The sequence below is a fragment of the Nocardia stercoris genome (assembly GCF_003696265.1).
GTDB classification, from domain to species: Bacteria; Actinomycetota; Actinomycetes; order Mycobacteriales; family Mycobacteriaceae; genus Nocardia; species Nocardia stercoris.
The window spans coordinates 100,035-118,934 of the sequence record NZ_RFFH01000014.1; the positions used below are offsets into that span (position 1 = coordinate 100,035).

The window sequence follows — 18,900 nt, forward strand, 5'->3', positions numbered from 1 at the left end:
GCGCCCCCTCGAACGACAGGGTCAGATGCCCAGTCCGTCGGCGAGCACGGGCCATGACTTCTTGAACTCATCTTCCCAGTAGCCCCACGAGTGGGTCCCGTTGGGCTGGAAGTCGAAGGTCGCCGGAATGTTCAGCTGGCCCAGCGTGGTCTGCAGGTTGTGCGTGCACCAGTTCACGCCGGCCTCGATCAGGCCGCCGATCACGATCTGGTCGGCGAGCATGACCGGGTCGTGACCGACCGGGCCGGCGATGTGATCGTCCTGGATGTTGTCGTGCACCCCGGGCATCCCGGTGCCCGTGGAGAAGTACAGCTTCATTCCGCGCAGGCCCTCGGCGTGCAGGAGCGGGTCGTTGGCCTGCCACATCGGGTCGTCGTCCTCGCCCCACATGTTGCGCACGTCGCCGCCGCCGTAGAACTCCACCACGGTCTTGACGAAATCCCGGCCGTAGTGGTCGCTGGTGCCGGCGCAACCGCTGTAGGCCCCCAGGGCGCGGTACAGCCCCGGCTTGGCCTCGGCCAGCTGCAGGATCGAGGTCTCGGTCATCGAGATGGCGGCGATCGCGTTGGTCCCGTCGGTCGCCAGCGCGGCATCGATCAGCGGCGGCAGTTCCTCGGTGAAGAAGGTCTTCCACTTGTTGACGCCCAGCACCGGGTCGGGCTTCTGCCAGTCGGTGTAGTAGCTGGAGGCGCCGCCGATGGCGGTGACGACGTTGACGTTCTTGTCGTTGAGGAACTGCAGGACGTCGGTGTTGGTCTCCCAGCTGACCAGGTCGACGCCGCCTCCGTTGCCGTTGAGCAGGTAGAGGACCGGGCGCGGCACCGAGGTGTCGGCCGGACGCTGGACCAGGACCGTGACGTCCTTGTCCATCGCGGCCGAGTACACCTTCATGGTGAGGTGGCGGTCGCTGTCGTAGGTGACGTCGGTGATGCGGGATCCGTCCGCCGCGACCGGGTCGGCGGCCAGGCGGTGGGCCGAGATGACCGGGTCGGCGGGGTCGGCCTGCGCGGTGGTCACGGGAAGGGCGGCACACAGCGCGGCGGCAGTCGCCACTGCCGCAGTCCGAACCCTGTGATTGAGAACCAACTTCGAACCTAACCTGCTCTGGACGCCGACGACCGACGCACCGGGGCGACACGTTACCCGACCGGTAGGTAGGCCGACCGGAAAACCGGCATCCCGTTCGCCCGATTTACCGGGTCCACTCGCCTCGAACGACACGCGCCCGGCGACGCCGGCCGATACGTCCCGGGAAGGCCCGAAACCCACTCCGACACAGCCGAGTTCACAGTGTTTCCGCGCGGCACAGATCCGCGGGAATTCGCCGGGACGAGCAGTCACGGAATCCGGTGATCGCATCTCGAGCGTCGATGTGAAGAAATTTCGAGGGTCGAATTGATCACCACTCCGGACATGACCTAACATTCGGTTATCAGCCTTCAATGAACGCGAGAGGACCGATCGAATGGCGAAGAAGGTGACCGTCACCCTCGTCGACGACTATGACGGCAAGTCCAAAGCCGACGAGACCGTATTTTTCTCCGTCGACGGCTGGGACTACGAGATCGACCTGTCGTTGAAGAACTCCGGCAAGCTGCGTGAATTGCTGGAGCCGTGGATGAACAGCGCACGGAAGGTCGGCCGTTCGGGCCGCAAGGCGGGGTCGGGCCGGATTCGGTCCGCCGCCAACGCCGAGCAGACCGCCGCCGTCCGCGAATGGGCCCGTGAGCAGGGGCACCAGGTCTCGTCTCGGGGTCGCATCCCCTCCGAGATCATGGATGCCTACAACAAGGCCAAGAAGTAATCTCCGAACTTCGCGCACGCGCGCGGGCGATGGCGGTGTCCCCTTTCCGGGGGTACCGCCATCGTCGCTTTCGCGCCCCCGAGACCGCACATCCGGTAATCGATCCGGCCGTATGTTCGCGCCGGCGCCCCGCGGCCCATTCGAGTCACCGGGCGCAGATCGGCCATCGGAGTCCGAGTCGGAACAGTCCACCCGAAGCGGACATCCGGGACGAGTCCGAACCGAGAATCGAAACACTCTCCGGGTAGTCCGATGGGGCGGCAGTCCGCGAGTACAGAGAAGACAATTCACCCGTGCGGCAAACCGATGTTCGATTCGGACATTGCCTTACGAACAGGCCATGTGAACATCCGCGGGCTCACCGATGAGACTCAGTTCATTCTCGGCAACCACACGTGAAGCAGGCCACATAATTTCCGTTCAGAAGCAATATCTTGGTACGGTGCCCAGGTCAGAATCTTCTCGACTTGTCAGGACGATATTTCCATGAGCGCAGATTTGTTCAACTTGGGTTCCGCCGCTGTCGATTTCACCCAAGAGATCACCAACATCGTTTCGAACATCACCGGATCCATCTCCGATATCCTCAGCTGGCACCTCAGCTAGCTTTCGGGCCGGCGCCCGCCGATCATCCTGCGGCTTCGTCGCTCGGCACATCCGGCGCCTTCCGCGCTCCAGGCCCGTCCGGCCGCAAATGCCGCAGCAGCAGCAAGCCCAACCAGCAACCGATCGCGACGACCAGCGCGGCAACTGCCGGCGCGAACGAGTCGGCCGGCGCCGGGCCCGCGATGGACCATTTATCGGGATTCAGCGAACGCGGGTCTACAATCGGCCGCCGCGCGTCCCGGAGACCGCGAGTAACCGACGGTGTATAGAGCATCGCCAGCGCGATGACCCGGACCGGGCGGTAAGTGATCCGGCAGGATCCGAATGTGTAGCCGCCGGCCAGAGCCAGGGCGATTCCCTGGATGATCGCGTGCCAGCGATCGTCCGCCGAGGTTCGATAGCTGAGCACGGCGTAAACGGCCACCACGAGCACGCCGATGATTGCCCGGTTCGGATTCTGCCGGCGCAGCGCCAGGAGCACACCGACCGAGACGAGCACGGCGAATACCACGGCCGCGCTCCCGGAGACCACCGGCGCCTGCGCGGCCTGCCCGACCGCCCCGACCGCCGCGACGACCAGGACGAGAGCGCCGTCCCGCCCCGGCAACAGCAGGGCCGCGACCAGCGCCGTGAGCGCCTCACCGGCCACCGCGAGGGCGATCACCAGCAGGGAGCGGCCGTGATGACTCACCCAGTCCGGCAGCGTCATCGATTCGACCACGATCACCGCACACGACAGCACCGGCGCTACCGGCAATTCGTAGACGAGCGGCGGCAGATCCGAGCGCAGGCGGTCCCACCAGGCGACGATCACGAGCAGGAGCAGCGTCGCCAGCATCAGCCAGAGCGGCGGCGACTCCCCCGTGGACCAATCCACCAGCCGCAGTGCGTGACTCGGGTTCACCACGTGGGTGCCCGGCGGCGATCCGCCCACCGTGATCACGCCCAGCGCGCCGACCACCCAGCCGACGAACTGCGGCCGGCCCGGTCGCATACCGATCGAGACACCGGCCAACAGCAGTCCGCCCGCGATGGCGTCCAGATAGTTCAGGCTCGTCAGGGAGGTACCCATCGTCCCCTTGGCGAACACGGTGTGCGCGAGCAGCATGAGGACTGTTCCCCCGATAGACGTCGCCCAGGCGATCAGCGCCCGTTGCAGGTTCGCAAGGATCAGTGAGACGCCCAGGGCGGTGCTCATCCCCGCGGCCGTCGACTGCGGCAGCGCGAAGATCGTCACGGTGCGGGTGGCCTCGGACACCTCGTGGTCGGAGGGCAGCCCGACGGGGAGGATGATGGCCTGGCCGGCCAGCAGGGTGGCGGCCAGCGCGGTGGCGGTCAGGACCACGACGGGAAGGCTACGAAGCACCGCGGTACCGGCCGCAGTCGAGTCTCGGCCGGTACGGTGCGATCGACGGCGGCGCGGCCGTTCAGCAACCATCAGGCTATCTATTCTGCCCGACCCGGCTCGCCACCGTGCTCACGCGCACACAACGAACGAGGCCCCTGCCGGTATCGCACCGGCAGGGGCCTCGGACCTGCTCCCCCATCTGGACTCGAACCAGAAACCTGCCGATTAACAGTCGGCTGCTCTGCCAATTGAGCTATAGGGGATTGTTCCCGGTCTGCCCTGTCGGGCCGACCGAGGAGAAACTTTACTGCATGCCCGGTTTACTTCCCAAATCGCGCTCCTACCTGGGGGAATGTGGCGATTTCGGCGGGGTTTGCCTCAGGCTCCGGCGCATGTGCGCCGATGGCACTTCCCACCCCCGGTGATACTACGCACAGAGCGTGCCGTCAAACAGCGGTACGTTACTCGGCGTGATGGCCGGTGGGCACGGCACACAGAAGCGAGGGAAGGTCACGACATGAGCACGACCAACAGCCGCAAGAGTACGAACCGGCTGCGGGCCGCGGTAGCCAAGACGATGGTGGCGGCGATCACGTTCGCCGGATGCGCCTACGCCGCCGTCGCACCGGCCGACGCCGACCTCGGCCCGTCCTGCCTGTGGGCGGGCCAGAGCTTCCACAACGACCAGACGATCGACGCCGGCGGCTGGGAGTTCCGCTGCCACACCACCCTGTTCTCCGCCGACTGGTCACACACTCCGACCCGCAACCCCAGCAGCGTCCCCAACCCGGGCGCCGTCGCCGGACCCTGGGGACAGTTCAGCGTCGGCGCGATCCAGCCCGGCTCCGACTACATGGACTACTGCGTCGGCAACCAGCTGATCGAGGGCAGCGAATCGATCTATCAGGTGCAGCAGGTCGGCGGCGCACTGCTGTGGCGCCCGGCCGGATTCGTCGACCTGTGGGCCTTCGACGCCGGCGTCCAGCCCCCGGCCAACTCGTGGCGGAGCTCGAGCATGTGCAGCGACGGCGCGCTCTCCTGAACCGGCTCACTCGCCGGGCAGCAGCTCCGCGAGTTCCGGGTCCTCGGCCAGGTACCGCCCGACGAACCTGTTCACCAGGTCGGCGGCGGTCCGGCCGGGGGCCGAGCGCACCAGCTCGACACGCTCGGTGAACTCGGCGTCACCGACCGAGGAACGCTCGGCCTGCCGGAAGCTCTCCCACACCGTGCGACCGAACAGGTCCGCGACCCGGCGCGCGATCCGGTCGCAGTCGGTGCGCAGCTTCTCCAGCTCGGTGAGCACCTCGGCCACCGGAACACCCGCGCCGATCAGCTGGTCGGCGAAGTACGCCAGCTCCCGGTCGGCGACCCGGTAGGTGGCGGCGTCGACCGGCTCGTACAACCCGGCCGCGACCACCCGGGCCAAACCGCTGGGCACGGCACCGAACCGATCCGACAGCTCGGTCGCGCTGATGGTCTCGCCCGCGGCCGCGGCCGCGGGCGGCTCGGCCAACTCCTCCACACCGAGGATGTCGCCCAGGTCGTCACCGCGGTCCCAGGCGGCCAGCAGTTCCTTGATGCCGTTGAGCTTGATTCCGCGATCCAGCAGGCGACTGATCGTGCGCACCCGGTTGAGGTGCTGCGGACTGTAGAAACCGGTGCGACCCTTGACCGCGGGCGGGGGTAGCACACCCCGCTCGTGATACACCCGCACGCTGCGGACCGTCGTACCCGCCTCACGTGCGAGCTCGTCGATCGTGTACTCGACACCACCAGCCATATCTACAAGGAAACCACACCGAATCGCCTTTTCGCCCCGCGTGGTGTCGCATTCGACAACGTACCGTCGCGCCGCCCGGCACACTTCGGCGTATCGATGGCTACCGGACCGCCGAAACGGTTCCCAACCATGGAAATTCGGGCGATTCGGGTGCCCGCGCCGCGAACTATGCTGACCCCGTGGAGCAGTTCGGCAACCGGATCGGTACCGACCAGCGGGAGCGGGCACTCACCGAATTGTCGCGGCATTTCGGCCTCGGCCGGCTGGATCCGACCGAATTCAGTGAACGCAGTGCCCGGGTAGCGGCGGCCACCACCCGCGACGAACTCGCCGCGCTGTTCGTCGATCTGCCCGCCGTCGGGGCCGCCCCCGAACCCCCCGCTCCGCGTCGTGCCCTCCCCCGGCTCGCCGTCGCACTGGCCGGCGTCACCGGCTGCGCGATCGTGTTGGCGGCCTACAGCGGCCAGTGGCTCTGGTTGCTGCTGCCGGCGGCCGCGGCCGTGTTCGCCGCACGCCGGTTCCGGCCGCGCTGAGTGCTACCAGCGCGAGCGCGGGCGGGACAGGTTCGCCAGGTCGATCAGCCGGTACCGGTGCCACGGATCGGTGGCCAGGCGGGCGAGCGCACGCAGGCTGGTCTCCAGGCCCTCCCGCAACCCGGCCTCGGTCATCGCGAAACCCAGCAGTTCCGGCCGGGCTCCCGCGGGGACACCGCCGATCCGGATCCATTCCAGTGCGGCACCGACCACCACCACGCGCAGCGGCGCGAACCAGCGCTCCCCCGGCAGTGCCGCGAGCCGGCCGGCGGCGGTCGCCAGATCGCTCGCGCTGATCTCGTGCACCGGTTGCGACACCAGCAGCAGGCAGCCGGTCAGATGGGCGGCTCCGAAGTGCCGCGAGGCCGCCGGGACCGCATCCAGGACCGCCACCGCACCCGGTGCGTCGCCGGCCGCGACCAGCCGGCGAGCCAGGCCGAATGCGGCACTCACCGCGCCGTGGTTGGTCTGCCACACGGTCCGGTAGCTGTCGGCGGCCGCGGCCTCCCACTTGCGCGGGTCGGCGCCGGTGCCGGACCGCAGCACGAGTTCGGCCGCCGCGGCCCGTGCGAGGGCGGGCGCGATCTCCCCCGGCACCATGCCGCAGACCTCGTCGAAATGCTCGTAGGCGCGGTCGGAGAAGCCGTCCAACAGGGCCGCGATGCCCATGAACCATTCGATGCGCCAATCGGTTCGGTAGTCCGGCCGCAGTTCGGCCAGCAGCCGGCAGGCGCTCAGGGTGTCGCCGAGATCGAGGTGGGCGCGCACCGCGGTCAGGGATGCCTCCAGCTCGTAGGTGGCGGGCGCCGCCATGCTGCCCGACCGGATCCGGTCGTTGGCGCGCTGCAGGGCGTCCAGGGCCGAACGGGCCTCGGAGTGCAGCAGCGGGGTCAGCAGTTCCGCGCAGGGGTCCTCGCTGTCGATCAACGGCACCGGCAGGGCGGCGACAATGTCGGCCGGATCCAGCGTCGCGGTGCGCGGCACGCCGTCCAGCATGCCCTCGATCGCGCCCAGTACCGTGTCGACGCCGAAATCGCCACGCAGCGCCCCGAATTCGGTGGACACCTGGATGTGCTCGCGGCCGGTGTCGGCGGCCAGCACGATCCGCAGCACACCGGCCAGCTGGCAGTACATGGCGTACGCGGACGGGAACCGGCGCCGCGGGTCGGGGTCGGTGGCGCGGCGCAGCAGCCGGTACAGGGCCGGGTAGCGGCGCAGCACCGGCTGGTTCTCCGGCTCGGGCAGGCAGAGCAGGCGGTCGCCGTCCGGACCCCGCGGCAGATCCAGCACCAGCGCGGCCAATGTCATTCCGACGGTGTGGATGTCGGTGGCGACCGTCGGACCGGTCTCGGTGATCTCCGGGGCCTGGTAGCCGGGGGTGCCGTAGATGCTGCCGAAGCTGTCCATGGCGGCGACCGCGCCGAGATCGATCAGTTTGACCTCGTCCTCGGTGACCATGATGTTGTCGGGCTTGAGGTCGTTGTAGGCCAGGCCGTAGGAGTGCAGATAGTCCAGTGCCGGAAGCACTTCCATCAGGCAGGCGATGGCGTCGGGTACCGGCATCCGGTGCGGCCCGCTGTGGTCGAGCATGGTCTTGAGCGACCGGCCGCCGACGTACTCCATCACGATGTAGCCGTCGGCGATATCGCGGGCGGAGCGGTGCCGGACGAAGTTGTAGATCTTGACGATGCCCGGATGCGCCATCTCCGAGAGGAATTGGCGTTCGGCGAGGGCGACGATATTGGCTTCGAAGTCCTGCGGGTTCTGCAGGCCCTTCAGCACCACCCAGCGGTCGCTGACATTGCGGTCGATGGCCAGGTACACCCAGCCCAGGCCGCCGTGGGCCAGGCAGCCCTGCACCTCGTACTGGCCGCCGATCACCTCGCCGACCGCGAGCGCGGGCCGGAAGTTGAACGGCGAGCGGCAGTTCGGGCAGGTGCCGGCGTCCTGTGCTGCGGCGCCGTCGGTTCCGCGACCTACGGGCCGCGAACAGTTCCAGCAGAAGCGCTTCGACTCCGGCACCACCGGATCGTCGAGTACCACCGAGCGCGGGTCCACCGTCGTCACCACCGGTAGCGGGACGAGGCCGTCGCCGAGACGGCGGACGCTGGGCCGGGACCGGGTCTCCCGCTCGGCGGCCGCGGTACCGTCGCCGGCCAGCGCGGCGACCAGCACGGAGAGGTCGCCCAGCTCGGCCGCGGACAGGCGCTCCGGCGCGAGCCGCGCGGCGCCCATTCGCGGTGCGGGCCACGCTGATCCGAGCGGATCGCCGGCGCCGGAACGCCGGGTCGCCCAGGGGTGCCGGAACGCTCCCGCCGGCTCGGCGCCGCGAATCCGCTTGTTCGACCACGGATGCGGCTGCGCCGGGTCCGCGGCGCTGGGTTGGTCCGGCATGGGAACCTCTCGAGCCCGCTGTTGCTCCGAAAGGTCATTGTCGGGCCGGGGCGCGATGTGGCGCGCATAATATGTTCCCCGCCTTGGGAATACGCCCGCCGGATATCCGGCGGGCGTATTCGGTGACGTGCGTTACTCGTCGGGTTACTCCGGCGCCTCGGCTGACTCGGCCGGCTGAGCCGGATGGGCCTCGGCGTGATCGGCCAGCGGCCGTTCGGCGAGTACCGGGAACTGCCCGGTGTAGCCGACCCGCTCGGCCGCCATCCGCATGACCCGCTTGCGGGCCAGGAACCAGCCGGCCACGAACGCCGGCGCCACCACCACGACCATCGAGATCACCGCACCGCGCTGCACCTCGTCGTCGCTGGTGGCCATCAGCACCACCACCGTGGCCAGGAAGATCAGCGTGGCCACACTGGTGTACGGGGTGCCGACCAGGCGGAACGACGGCCGGGTCGCCTTCCCGATCTTCGACCAACGCCACAGCTGCAGCTGGCACAGGATGATCGCGGTCCACGCGGCGATGGTGCCCAGGGCGGACATGTTCAACACGATCTCGAACGCCTTGCCCGGGATCACCGCGTTGAGGCCGACACCGATCAGCGCGATCGACCCGGTGGCCAGGATGCCGACGTAGGGCACGCCGGTGCTGGACATCCGCGACGCCACCGCCGGGGCACTGCCGTTCATCGACATCGACCGCAGGATGCGGCCAGTGGAGTAGAGACCCGCGTTCAGGCTGGAGAACGCGGCGGTGAGCACCACCATGTTCATGATCGATCCGGCACCGGACACGCCGAGCTTGTCGAAGAAGGTGACGAACGGGCTCTCGCCGGACTTGAACGTGGTGTAGGGCAGCAGCATCCCGAGCAGCACGAGCGAACCGACGTAGAACAGCGCGATCCGGGCGATCACCGAGTTGATGGCCCGGGGCATAATCTTCTCCGGGTTCTCCGCCTCACCGGCCGCAGTGCCGATCAGTTCCACTGCGGCATAGGCGAATACGACACCGGTGGTGACCGTGACCAAGGGCAGCAGGCCGACCGGGAACAATCCGCCGTGGTCGGCGATCACGCTGGGACCGGTGACCTCGCCCTGCAGCTTGAACCGGCCCGCCAGGAACACCGTGCCGACGACCAGGAAGGTCACCAGGGCGATCACCTTGATCAGCGCGGCCCAGAACTCCAGCTCACCGAACCATTTCACCGAGATCAGGTTGACGCTGACCACCAGCGCCAGCGCGACCAGGGCGATGGTCCACTGCGGTATGGCGCGGAACGCCCCCCAATAGTGGACATAGGTGGCGATGGCGGTGATGTCTACGATGCCCGTCATACACCAGTGGAAGAAGTACATCCAGCCCACACCGAAGGCCAGCTTCTCGCCGTAGAACTCGCGCGCGTAGGAGACGAACGAGCCGGAGGAGGGGCGGTGCAGTACCAGCTCGCCGAGTGCCCGGAGGATGAAGAAGACGAAGATGCCGCAGATTCCGTATACGAGGAACAGGCCGGGGCCTGCCGAGTGCAGCCGGCCGGCCGCGCCGAGGAACAAGCCGGTCCCGATGGCGCCGCCGATTGCGATCATCTGCAGCTGCCGCGGGTGCAACGACTTGTGATAGCCGGCGTCCTCGTCGTGCAGCACGTCCGCCGGCGCGGAGTCGGCTGGGGGTCGCACGGTCGTCATGGTGAAGTCCTTTCCCGTGACCTGGATCATATCTGCAATTAATGTACCGTTAAGTAGCGGCGCAATCAATGGGTGATTCGCGAGGTTTACACCGGCGCAACGCATCTGGGCCGCAGTTGACATTGCCGTCATACGACGGGACGCTCGAACAGTCACCGATCGACGGGGGTGCAAGCAGATGGCTTGGCTGGAACGGGAATTCATCGCGGTCCCCGAGACCCACAAGAACCAGCTGGTCTACAAATGGCCGGACGTGAACATCCGCCGGTACTCCCGCGCGGTGGTCAACGCCGACGAGATCGCCGTCTTCGTCAAGACCGGCCGGGTGCTGGGCGTGCTGGGCCCGGGCCGGCACCGGCTCGACGCCGACGAGCTGCCCGTCATCGGCGCACTGGTCGACACGCTCACCGGCGGCAACTCCTACCGCGCCGAGCTGTATTTCGTCTCCACCCGGGAACATTCGGGGATCCGCTTCGGTGGCCGACTGGCCGATATCACCGACCCGGTCAGCGCCCAGGTCGTCACCCTGCGAGCGTTCGGCGAATTCGCCCTGGCCGTCCGGGATCCCGCCGAACTGATCACCTCGCTGGCCGGGACCGCGAACCTGCGCGACCCCGCCGCGGTGTCGAGCTGGGCCTCCGACCTGCTGCTCAAGTCGATGAAGATCGCCGTCACCCAGGGCGTCTCCCGCGGCGAGTGGCCGATCCTGGGCCTGCCCGCCCACCTGCCCGACATCGACGCCGCCGTCGTCCACCAGGTCAACCTGACCCTCTACGAATACGGCCTGCGCGTCGCCCGCCTCGGCAACGTCGACATCAGCCTCGCCCCCGAGGACGCCGACCGCCTCAAACGACTCGCCAAGGACGTCACCTACATCCGCCTCACCGGCGACTTCCAGCGCTACGCCGCAGGCGAAATGGCACTCGGCGCCGGCCAGGGCCTCGCCCACGGCGCCGGCGGCGAAGGCGGATTCCTCGGCGCCGCACTGGGATTGCGGGCCCTGTATCCCGACATGCAGGGCACCCCGGCGCCGAATCCAGGGCCGCCGATCGTGGCATCACCGGTCGCGAATCCGTCGCTCGCGGTACCGAATCCGGTTCCCGCCGAGGCGAATCCGGCTGCCACGGCCCTTCCCCCGGCCACCGTCGCACCAGGCGCGCAACCGACTCCGACCACGCAACCGGCCACGCCTGCACAGCCGACTACAGCTGCGCAGCCGACCTCCGCCACCCAGCCGACTCCCGCAACGGAAGAGCGCCCTGCCCAACCGAACACCGGCCCGCAGTGCACCACCTGCACCACGATCAACCCACCGGGCGCCCGCTTCTGCATGCACTGCGGCACCCGCCTCACCACCCCACCCACCCACTGCACCGACTGCGGCGCCGAACTCACCCCCACCGCCCGCTTCTGCATCGACTGCGGATCCCCGGTACCGAGCTGACCGTTCCGGTCACCCGAGCCGGGAGACCCGCCGCAAACATCCAGGGCCACAACCACTTCGAGACAGCGATGCTCTCGGGTGCCGAGGCGCACGGGCGGGTGCAGCGGGCCTTCGACGTCGGCCACTACGCGTGAGTTCCGGAGCTGAACGCGAACCGCACCTGCCGCTACGTCCGGCGCTTCCGTGCCGAGACAGTGCACATCCCCTTCGCTGCCTCTCACCTCCGTCGAAAGGGATACGACGAAGGTGAGAGGCGTGGGCGATTCAGGGTTTCGGTGTCGGGGTGCCCGCCAGGGTGCGCAGTTGGCGGGCTGCTACGGCGAGCGCGGCCATGTCGAGGGTGTCCGCTGCTGCGAGCTCGGTGAGGGTGGCTCGGGTGCGGGTCAGGCGGGTTCGGTTGCGGGACTCCCAGTCTGCGATCTTGGCGGCGGGGCTGTCTTCCGGGGCGGTCGCCTGGAGCACGTCGAGGGTGACGGCGCGGAGGGAGCCGTACAGGTCGTCGCGCACCGCCAGGCGGGCCAGGGCGTGCCAGCGGTCGCCGCGATCGAGGGCGGTGACGGCGTCGAGCAGGCTCTGGATGCCGAAGTTGTCGTCGAGGGCGAAATAGAGGTCGGCGACTTCCTCCGGGTCACGGTCGGCGATCTCGGCGATGTCGATCACGTCCAGCAGCGCGTAGTGATGGATGAGCGCTGACACTTCACGCACCAGTTCGCCTGCCGCACTATCGAACTCCGCACCCGGCGCCTGTGCGCTCACGAGCCGTTCGGCGGCCGGCCGCTCGGCGAGCCAGCGGTCCACGCGCGGACCGAGGGCACGTACCCCGTCGCGGTAGCGGGCGATGTCGGCTGCGACGGCGATGGGCTGAGGGCGGTGGGCCAGGAGCCAGCGGGAGGCACGGTCGAGGGTGCGGTCGGTTTCCAGTTCGAGGCGGTACGCCTGGGCGGCGGGTACCGCCGCGGTGCGGATTCGCTGCCACAGGGCCGGGAGGTCGAAGATCTCGGTTACGGCGGTGTAGGCGCGGACCGCGTCCTCGGTGGTGGCGCCGGCCTGTTCGGCGAGGCGGAAGGCATAGGTGATGCCGCCGTTGTCGACCATGCGGTTCACCACCTCGGTGGCGATGATCTGGCGGCGCAACGGATGTGCGCGCAGGCCGGCGGCGAAACGTTCGCGCAGCGGTGCGGGGACGTACTGCGGCAGGACCGCGCCGAACGCCGGGCTGTCCGGCAGGCCGCCGGCCAGCAGATCGTCCTTGAGCGCGAGTTTCACGTGCGCCAGCAGGTTCGACAGTTCCGGTGAGGTGAGGCCGGTCCCGGCGGCGATCCGGCGCTTCAGTTCGGCCTCGTCGGGCAGCGCCTCGAGCCGCCGGTCCAGACCGGTGCGGGATTCGAGTTCGGCGAGCAGCCGCCGGTGCACCGGTGCCATCTGCGCCGCGTGCGAGCGGGACAGGCCCAGGCGGCGGTTCTGGGAGATGTTGTCGCGCAACACCAGTGCGGCCACCTCGTCGGTCTGCGCGGCCAGCAGGTCGTTGCGTTCGGCGGGCGACAGTTCGCCGGCGGCGACCGCGCCGTCGAGCAGCACCTTGATGTTCACCTCGTGGTCGGAGCAGTCCACCCCGGCGGAGTTGTCCACCGCGTCGGTGTTGCAGCGGCCACCCGCGCGAGCGAACTCGATCCGGCCCAGTGCGGTCAGCCCGAGGTTGCCGCCTTCGCCGATCACCTTGGCCCGCAGGCTGATCGCGTCCACCCGCACCGCGTCGTTTGACTTGTCGCCCACCTGGGCGTCGGTCTCCGTCGACGCCTTCACGTAGGTGCCGATCCCGCCGTTCCAGAGCAGGTCGACCGGCGCCAGCAGGATCGCCCGGATCAGTTCCGGCGGCGCGAGGGCCACGATCCGCGCATCCAGGCCCAGCGCGGCCCGCACCTGTGGTGACACCGGAATCGATTTGCTGCTGCGGTCGTACACCCCGCCGCCCGCGCTGATCAGCGCGGTGTCGTAGTCGGCCCACGATGAGCGGGGCAGCGCGAACATCCGCTGCCGTTCCCGGAACGACACCGCCGCAACGGGATCGGGGTCGAGGAAGATGTGCCGGTGGTCGAACGCCGCCACCAGCCGGATGTGCTCGGAGAGCAGCATGCCGTTGCCGAACACGTCACCGGACATGTCGCCGACCCCGACGACGGTGAAATCGGTTGTCTGCGTGTCGATACCGAGTTCGGCGAAGTGACGCTTCACCGATTCCCAGGCGCCCTTGGCGGTGATGCCCATGGCCTTGTGGTCGTAGCCGATCGAACCGCCGGAGGCGAACGCGTCGCCCAGCCAGAAGCCGTACCGGGCGGCCACCTCGTTGGCGATGTCGGAGAAGGTGGCGGTGCCCTTGTCGGCGGCGACGACCAGATAGGTGTCGTCACCGTCGTAGCGGACCACCCGCGGCGGCGGCAGCACCTCGCCGCTGCCGCGGTCGGTGTTGTCGGTGAGGTCGAGCAGCCCGCTGATGAACGTGCGGTAGCAGGCGATCCCCTCGGCCTGCGCCGCCGCGCGATCGGCGGCGGCGTCACCGGTCGCCACGGGCGGCCGTTTCACCACGAAGCCGCCCTTGGCACCCACCGGCACGATGACCGCGTTCTTCACCGCCTGCGCCTTCACCAGGCCCAGGATCTCGGTACGGAAGTCCTCCAGCCGATCCGACCAGCGCAGACCGCCACGCGCCACCGCACCGAAGCGCAGGTGCACACCCTCCACCCGCGGCGAGTACACGAAGATCTCGAAACGCGGCCGGGGTTCGGGCAGTTCGGCGAGCCCGATCGCGTCCAGCTTGAGCGACAGGAACGCCGGCGCCTGTCCGTCCGCGTCGACGCGGAAGTAGTTGGTACGCAAGGTCGCCAGCGTCAGGTCGAGCAGTGCGCGCAGGATCCGGTCGGCGTCCAGTCCGGCCACCGCGTCGATGCGCTCCTGTAGGTCCGCGGTCAGGACCCGCACCCGCTCGAACCGGATGCGCCGGTCCAGGTCGGGATCGAAACGGGCCTCGAACAATTCGACGAGCAGTGCGGCGATCCCCGGGTGCGCCACCAGGACCCGGGTGATGCCGGTGAGACCGTAGGCGAATCCGGCCTGGCGCAGGTACTTCGCGTAGGCGCGCAGCACCGTGACCACCCGCCAGCCCAGGCCGGCCCGCAGGACGAGTTCGTTGAGCCCGTCGACCTCCGCGGCACCGCCCCACAGGGCTTCCACCGCCGCCGACACCCGGTCGCGCAGCGTGCCGGCCGCCCGGCCGCCGGGCAGGTCGACGGGCAGCCGCAGGCCGAAATCGTAGATCCAGCGGTCGATTCCGTCGGGCAGGCCCACCGCGTAGGGACGCTCGTCGACCACTTCCACGCCGAGACTGTGCAGCACGGGCAGGATGCGGCTCAGCGACACCCCGGCACCGGCCACGTACAGGGTGAACCGCCACTCGCCGGGCGCGGCGTCGCGCCGGCGATACAGGGTGCTGTCCACGGCTCCGGCCGGCAACTGCCGCAGCCGCAGCGCGTCGGCCAGCGCCTGTTCCGGTTCCCGTTCCTGCCGATAGCTTTCCGGGAACAGCGTCGCGTACCGGTGGGCCAGGTCGGGCCCGATCGCGGGCATCGGCGCGGCCGCGGCCACCACCCGGTCGGCCCAGCTGCGGGCGGCGACGGTGAGCAACTGCTCGATCCGGGCGCGATTGCGCTCCGTCAGGTCGGCCGGCACCTCGCCCGGCCGCCGGTGCACGGTGAAATACAGTGTGGCGAGCTCGGATTCGGTCACCCGCGCGGTGTAGTCGACCTGGGCGCCACCCAGCTCGGCGCGCAGGACTTCCCGCAGCCGGGTCCGGGTCGCCGCCGAATACCGGTCCCGGGGCAGATAGACCAGGCAGTAGACCGCGCCGTCGCCCGCGTCTTGGCGCAGGAACAGCCGGACCTCGCGCAGCTGCCCCGCCGCGGGCACCACCGACACCGTCTCGAACAGTCGGTCGGCGTCGGTGGCGAACAGTTCGGCGCGCGGAAAGCTCTGCAGCGCTTCGAGCAATGCCTGACCGGTGAACGAGTTCATGCTCGCCCCGGAGCGCTCGATGACGCGCCGCACCCGTTCCCGCACCACCGGGATGTACAGGATGTCCTCGTGGCTGCCGGTGACCGTGAAAGCACCGATGTAGACGTGCCGCCGGCCGTCGACGGTCACCGTGATCACGCAGCCGTCGGGTGTGCCCGGCAGCACCTCGTCGAGCGAGCCGAGCGAAAGCCGCAGCGCGGCATCATCATCGGCTGCCGAGGCGGACGCAGCCGTACCGAGCGCGGCCAGTTCCGGCCGGTCCCGCAGAATCCCCCAGCACGGCCCCGGTGCCGCATCGCCGGACCCCGGATATCCGGCCGCCCCGAGCAGCGTGAAGTGCCCGTCGGCGAGCCAGCGCAGCAGCCGGGCGGATTCGGCGTCGCCGAGCGTATCCGCCAGCGCCAGCAGGGAATCCGTCATCTCGGGGGTGTCGTCGTCGACGCGGCGCAGCAGGTCGAGCAGCGGCGGCAGGCCGCGTTCGATCCGGTCCAGGGTGGCCGGGCCGGCGTCGGCGTTGAGCTGCAGGTGGATCCAGGATTCCGCGACAGACCGGTCGGCGGTGACACCGGGCTCGGCCACGGCGGTCAGCCGCCCGCCGCTGTCCCGGATCACCGCGATCACCGGGTGCACCACCGCGACCACGTCGGCGCCCCAGCGGCGGACCGCGGCGGTGACCGAGTCCACCAGCAGTGGCATGTCGTCGGTGACGAGCTGGACGGCCGGGCCGAGGTCGCCGTCGGCCTCGGGCCGGTACACCCGGACCAGCGCGGTGCCCGGCAGCCGCCGGGCCGCGAGCTGGAGGTGCCGGCCGAACACCTGCTCGGTGCGGTCCGGCACGGTGGGCGTCACCGCGCCGGACCCCATCGAGCGGAAGTAGACCGCTTCCACACCGGACCGGGTGTCCCGCGGCCACGGTCCGGGAATCACTTGCTGGGTTGTCGCCGTCATCGGCCCGCACCTTCCGAGATCACGCTTGACCTGAGTAACGTACCGTTGATTAACGGTACATTATTTACGTTAACAACGCGCCAACACTGGGAAGGCGGCGGTGACGCGGGTGTGCTCAACCGGCCAAGCCGGAACGCACCAGAAAGGTCCGAGCCGCCGCCCGGTCCACGAAAGTGCCGGTCTCGATACACAATCCGGTTCGGATATCGGCGAACCACACCGTCGCGGCCGGACCCACCGCGGCGAACACCGCACCGTCCACCACCACCGACGGCTGCTGGCCGCGCCAGTTCCGCAACTGCTCCGCCGACCGGCTCGGATCGAGCACCTGCCGGGAGAACGGCAGCTCCCGGCCCGCCACCAGACCACCGGCCAGCAACGGATCGTCCGGCGCGATCACGCACTGATCCACCGCACCCACCGTCCGGCAGGACGCGGACCGCAGATTGGCCGGCAGCGCACCCACACCCGCCGGACCGGGCGGCGCCAGGGCCGGCGCCGCACCGGAGACCCAGTGCACGACCAGCGCACCGATCGCCACCAGCGCCGCCAGTGCGGCGGCGACCGCCTGCCACTGCCGGACCAGCGAGGTGCCTTCGGCGGACGCGGTGGCCACCTCGGTCGCCACCGTCTCGGCCGCACCGGACAGCGCGACCGCGCCCCGCACCACTCCCCCGACATCCGATTCCAGGGACCGCGTGGCCTCCAGCGATCGCGCGACACCCGACAGCGGCGCACCGCAGTGCCCGCATCGGGATTCGGCCGCCGGGGTGCGGTGTGAACAGTAGTCACAGATCAGGTGAGTCAGCATGGTCAGTGCCCGGTGATCACGATGGAGGAGATGGCGACGGTGTTGATCGTCGGATCACCCTTGGACGCCAGCACGGTCAGCACGATCTTCGACGCGGTGACCGGTGGGCTCAGCTTGGTGACCACCAGCTGACGCTGGTCCAGGGTCTGCTGGGTGTAGGTGGTGGTGTCGGTGTCGTCGAACTGGTACGAAACCCGGCTCACCGTACGGTATTTGGTCCACTGGTCGATACCGTCGGTTCCGACCTGGTCCCAGCCGGGCACGATCCCGATCGAATCGATCTGGTACGTATGTCCCAGATCGAGGGTCAGCACCTGTCCGTCGACCTTGTACGCGCGCACACAGGTCCAGGCCTTGCCCGGGCCGCCGAACGCGTCCATACCGGGCGTACTGCCCGCCGGACAGTGCGAGCTCGCCGATTTCACCGTCAGCGTGCTCGAGGCCGCCGCCGTGGGTGTCACCGGCTGGGCCGCCGAGGTCGGCGGCCCGGGCGCCGCGGTGACGTACGCGACGTTGTCGGCCTGATGCTTGCCGCCACCACTGGTCAGCGCCAGCACCAGGATCACCACGAGCACCAGCACCGCGCCGATCGAGAAGATCACCACCGGCTTCCGCAGCACCCCGCCCTGCGGAGCAGGCCGGGCGGGCGCGGCGGCCGGCGGCTCCGGTGGCGGTGGCGGCGCGGCGGATTCGGCCGACAGCCGGCCGGGGTCGAATTCCGCGAACTGCCCCGGACGCTCGGCGGCGGACGGACCGCCCTCGCCGCTGAGCAGCGCCAGGATCCGCTCGCTCGCCTTCGCGCCCTCGCTCGGCGGCCGCGGCCGCGCGGGCGGCGCGTCGGGATCAGCCCCCGAACCCATGGCGGATTCCAGCAGCGGTAATCCGAGACCGGTTGCGGGAAGCGGGGATTCGGCCGGTTCGGGCGCCGCCGAACCGCCTACCGCGGGATCGGCCAGCAGGGTCTCCAGCACCGCACCGCGATGCCGGAGAAAGGCGTCTGCATTATCCCCATCGGGCATATCCGCGATGGTATCCGGCGCGAACACCGTTGTGCCGCCTCCCTGTTCCCGCCCGTGGGGAATGCCCGGCGCCACCGGTAGCGGGAAATACCCGCCGCGACTCAGCGTTTCGCGTCAGCGGTGACGAAGAACTCCGGCGGCACGTCGAATACCCGGGCCAGCGCGATGATCAGGTCGAGCCGCGGAATCGCGTCACCGTGAATCAGCCGGTACAAACCGGACTGGGACACCGGAACATCCGGATACGCCAACTCCAGATGCTGGGCCAGCGAATACAACGTCAGCGACCGGGTAGCCCCGTCCTCGGTCGACACCATCGATTCGGTGATCAACGCCGACAACCGGCTGGAGAATATCGATGCCGCCGCCTGACGCGGGGTCAGTTCACCACCGTCGGCCACCGCCCGCGAATCGACGCTCTCAGGTTCGAATTCCATCGACACACTGCTGGACACTTCAATCTCC

The 18,900-nt window shown here is 69.2% G+C and carries 13 protein-coding genes and 1 tRNA gene; 4 read left to right on the forward strand and 10 right to left on the reverse strand.

What is annotated here, in order from left to right; translation table 11 throughout:
• Positions 1-21: 21 nt before the first annotated feature.
• Positions 22-1,053 (reverse strand): alpha/beta hydrolase, encoded by a 1,032-nt coding sequence (locus EBN03_RS25815; RefSeq protein ID WP_407671238.1) that lies wholly within the window; start codon positions 1,051-1,053, stop codon positions 22-24.
• Positions 1,054-1,465: 412 nt separating this feature from the next.
• Between EBN03_RS25815 and EBN03_RS25820 the strand changes: the two genes are divergently transcribed.
• Positions 1,466-1,804, forward strand: a complete 339-nt coding sequence (locus EBN03_RS25820) for a histone-like nucleoid-structuring protein Lsr2 (protein WP_122190733.1) — start codon at positions 1,466-1,468, stop codon at positions 1,802-1,804.
• A gap of 628 nt (positions 1,805-2,432) precedes the next feature.
• Here the strand turns inward: EBN03_RS25820 and EBN03_RS25825 are convergent.
• Both EBN03_RS25825 and EBN03_RS25830 read right to left on the reverse strand, forming a co-directional pair.
• A complete protein-coding gene (locus EBN03_RS25825; RefSeq protein ID WP_122190734.1) occupies positions 2,433-3,755 on the reverse strand; it encodes a hypothetical protein in 1,323 nt (440 codons plus the stop codon).
• Positions 3,756-3,948: 193 nt separating this feature from the next.
• Positions 3,949-4,021 (reverse strand) — tRNA-Asn (locus EBN03_RS25830).
• Between the two features lie 254 nt (positions 4,022-4,275).
• Between EBN03_RS25830 and EBN03_RS25835 the strand changes: the two genes are divergently transcribed.
• On the forward strand, positions 4,276-4,800 hold the full coding sequence (locus tag EBN03_RS25835) for a hypothetical protein (protein ID WP_122190735.1): 525 nt from the start codon (positions 4,276-4,278) through the stop codon (positions 4,798-4,800).
• Positions 4,801-4,806: 6 nt separating this feature from the next.
• On the opposite strand, the gene EBN03_RS25840 is transcribed toward EBN03_RS25835, so the two are convergent.
• Positions 4,807-5,538: a MerR family transcriptional regulator gene (locus EBN03_RS25840; RefSeq protein WP_122190736.1), complete on the reverse strand. Its 732-nt coding sequence runs from the start codon at positions 5,536-5,538 to the stop codon at positions 4,807-4,809.
• A gap of 179 nt (positions 5,539-5,717) precedes the next feature.
• Here EBN03_RS25840 and EBN03_RS25845 point away from each other — a divergent pair, with 179 nt between their 5' ends.
• Positions 5,718-6,071 (forward strand): DUF1707 SHOCT-like domain-containing protein, encoded by a 354-nt coding sequence (locus tag EBN03_RS25845; RefSeq protein ID WP_122190737.1) that lies wholly within the window; start codon positions 5,718-5,720, stop codon positions 6,069-6,071.
• 3 nt (positions 6,072-6,074) lie between these two features.
• Here EBN03_RS25845 and EBN03_RS25850 read toward each other — a convergent pair whose 3' ends face one another.
• Together EBN03_RS25850 and EBN03_RS25855 are read right to left on the reverse strand one after the other, a co-directional pair.
• Entirely contained in the window at positions 6,075-8,465 is a 2,391-nt protein-coding gene (locus EBN03_RS25850) for a serine/threonine-protein kinase (RefSeq protein WP_122190738.1), read from the reverse strand.
• Between the two features lie 144 nt (positions 8,466-8,609).
• Positions 8,610-10,148, reverse strand: coding sequence for an amino acid permease (locus tag EBN03_RS25855; RefSeq protein WP_122190785.1), 1,539 nt, complete (start codon positions 10,146-10,148; stop codon positions 8,610-8,612).
• Positions 10,149-10,326: 178 nt separating this feature from the next.
• On the opposite strand from EBN03_RS25855, the gene EBN03_RS25860 reads away from it, so the two are divergent.
• Positions 10,327-11,592 (forward strand): SPFH domain-containing protein, encoded by a 1,266-nt coding sequence (locus EBN03_RS25860; protein ID WP_233608638.1) that lies wholly within the window; start codon positions 10,327-10,329, stop codon positions 11,590-11,592.
• Between the two features lie 264 nt (positions 11,593-11,856).
• On the opposite strand, the gene EBN03_RS25865 is transcribed toward EBN03_RS25860, so the two are convergent.
• From EBN03_RS25865 to EBN03_RS25880, 4 genes are all read right to left on the reverse strand, one after another.
• Positions 11,857-16,605, reverse strand: a complete 4,749-nt coding sequence (locus EBN03_RS25865; protein ID WP_122190739.1) for an NAD-glutamate dehydrogenase — start codon at positions 16,603-16,605, stop codon at positions 11,857-11,859.
• A 115-nt stretch (positions 16,606-16,720) separates the two neighbouring features.
• The gene (locus tag EBN03_RS25870; protein WP_122190740.1) at positions 16,721-17,416 is read right to left on the reverse strand and encodes a hypothetical protein; all 696 of its coding nucleotides are present in this window, start codon (positions 17,414-17,416) and stop codon (positions 16,721-16,723) included.
• Between the two features lie 2 nt (positions 17,417-17,418).
• Positions 17,419-18,435: a discoidin/SUN/FTP domain-containing protein gene (locus EBN03_RS25875; RefSeq protein ID WP_147471704.1), complete on the reverse strand. Its 1,017-nt coding sequence runs from the start codon at positions 18,433-18,435 to the stop codon at positions 17,419-17,421.
• A 101-nt stretch (positions 18,436-18,536) separates the two neighbouring features.
• Entirely contained in the window at positions 18,537-18,890 is a 354-nt protein-coding gene (locus tag EBN03_RS25880) for a helix-turn-helix domain-containing protein (RefSeq protein WP_233608639.1), read from the reverse strand.
• Between the last annotated feature and the right edge of the window lie 10 nt (positions 18,891-18,900).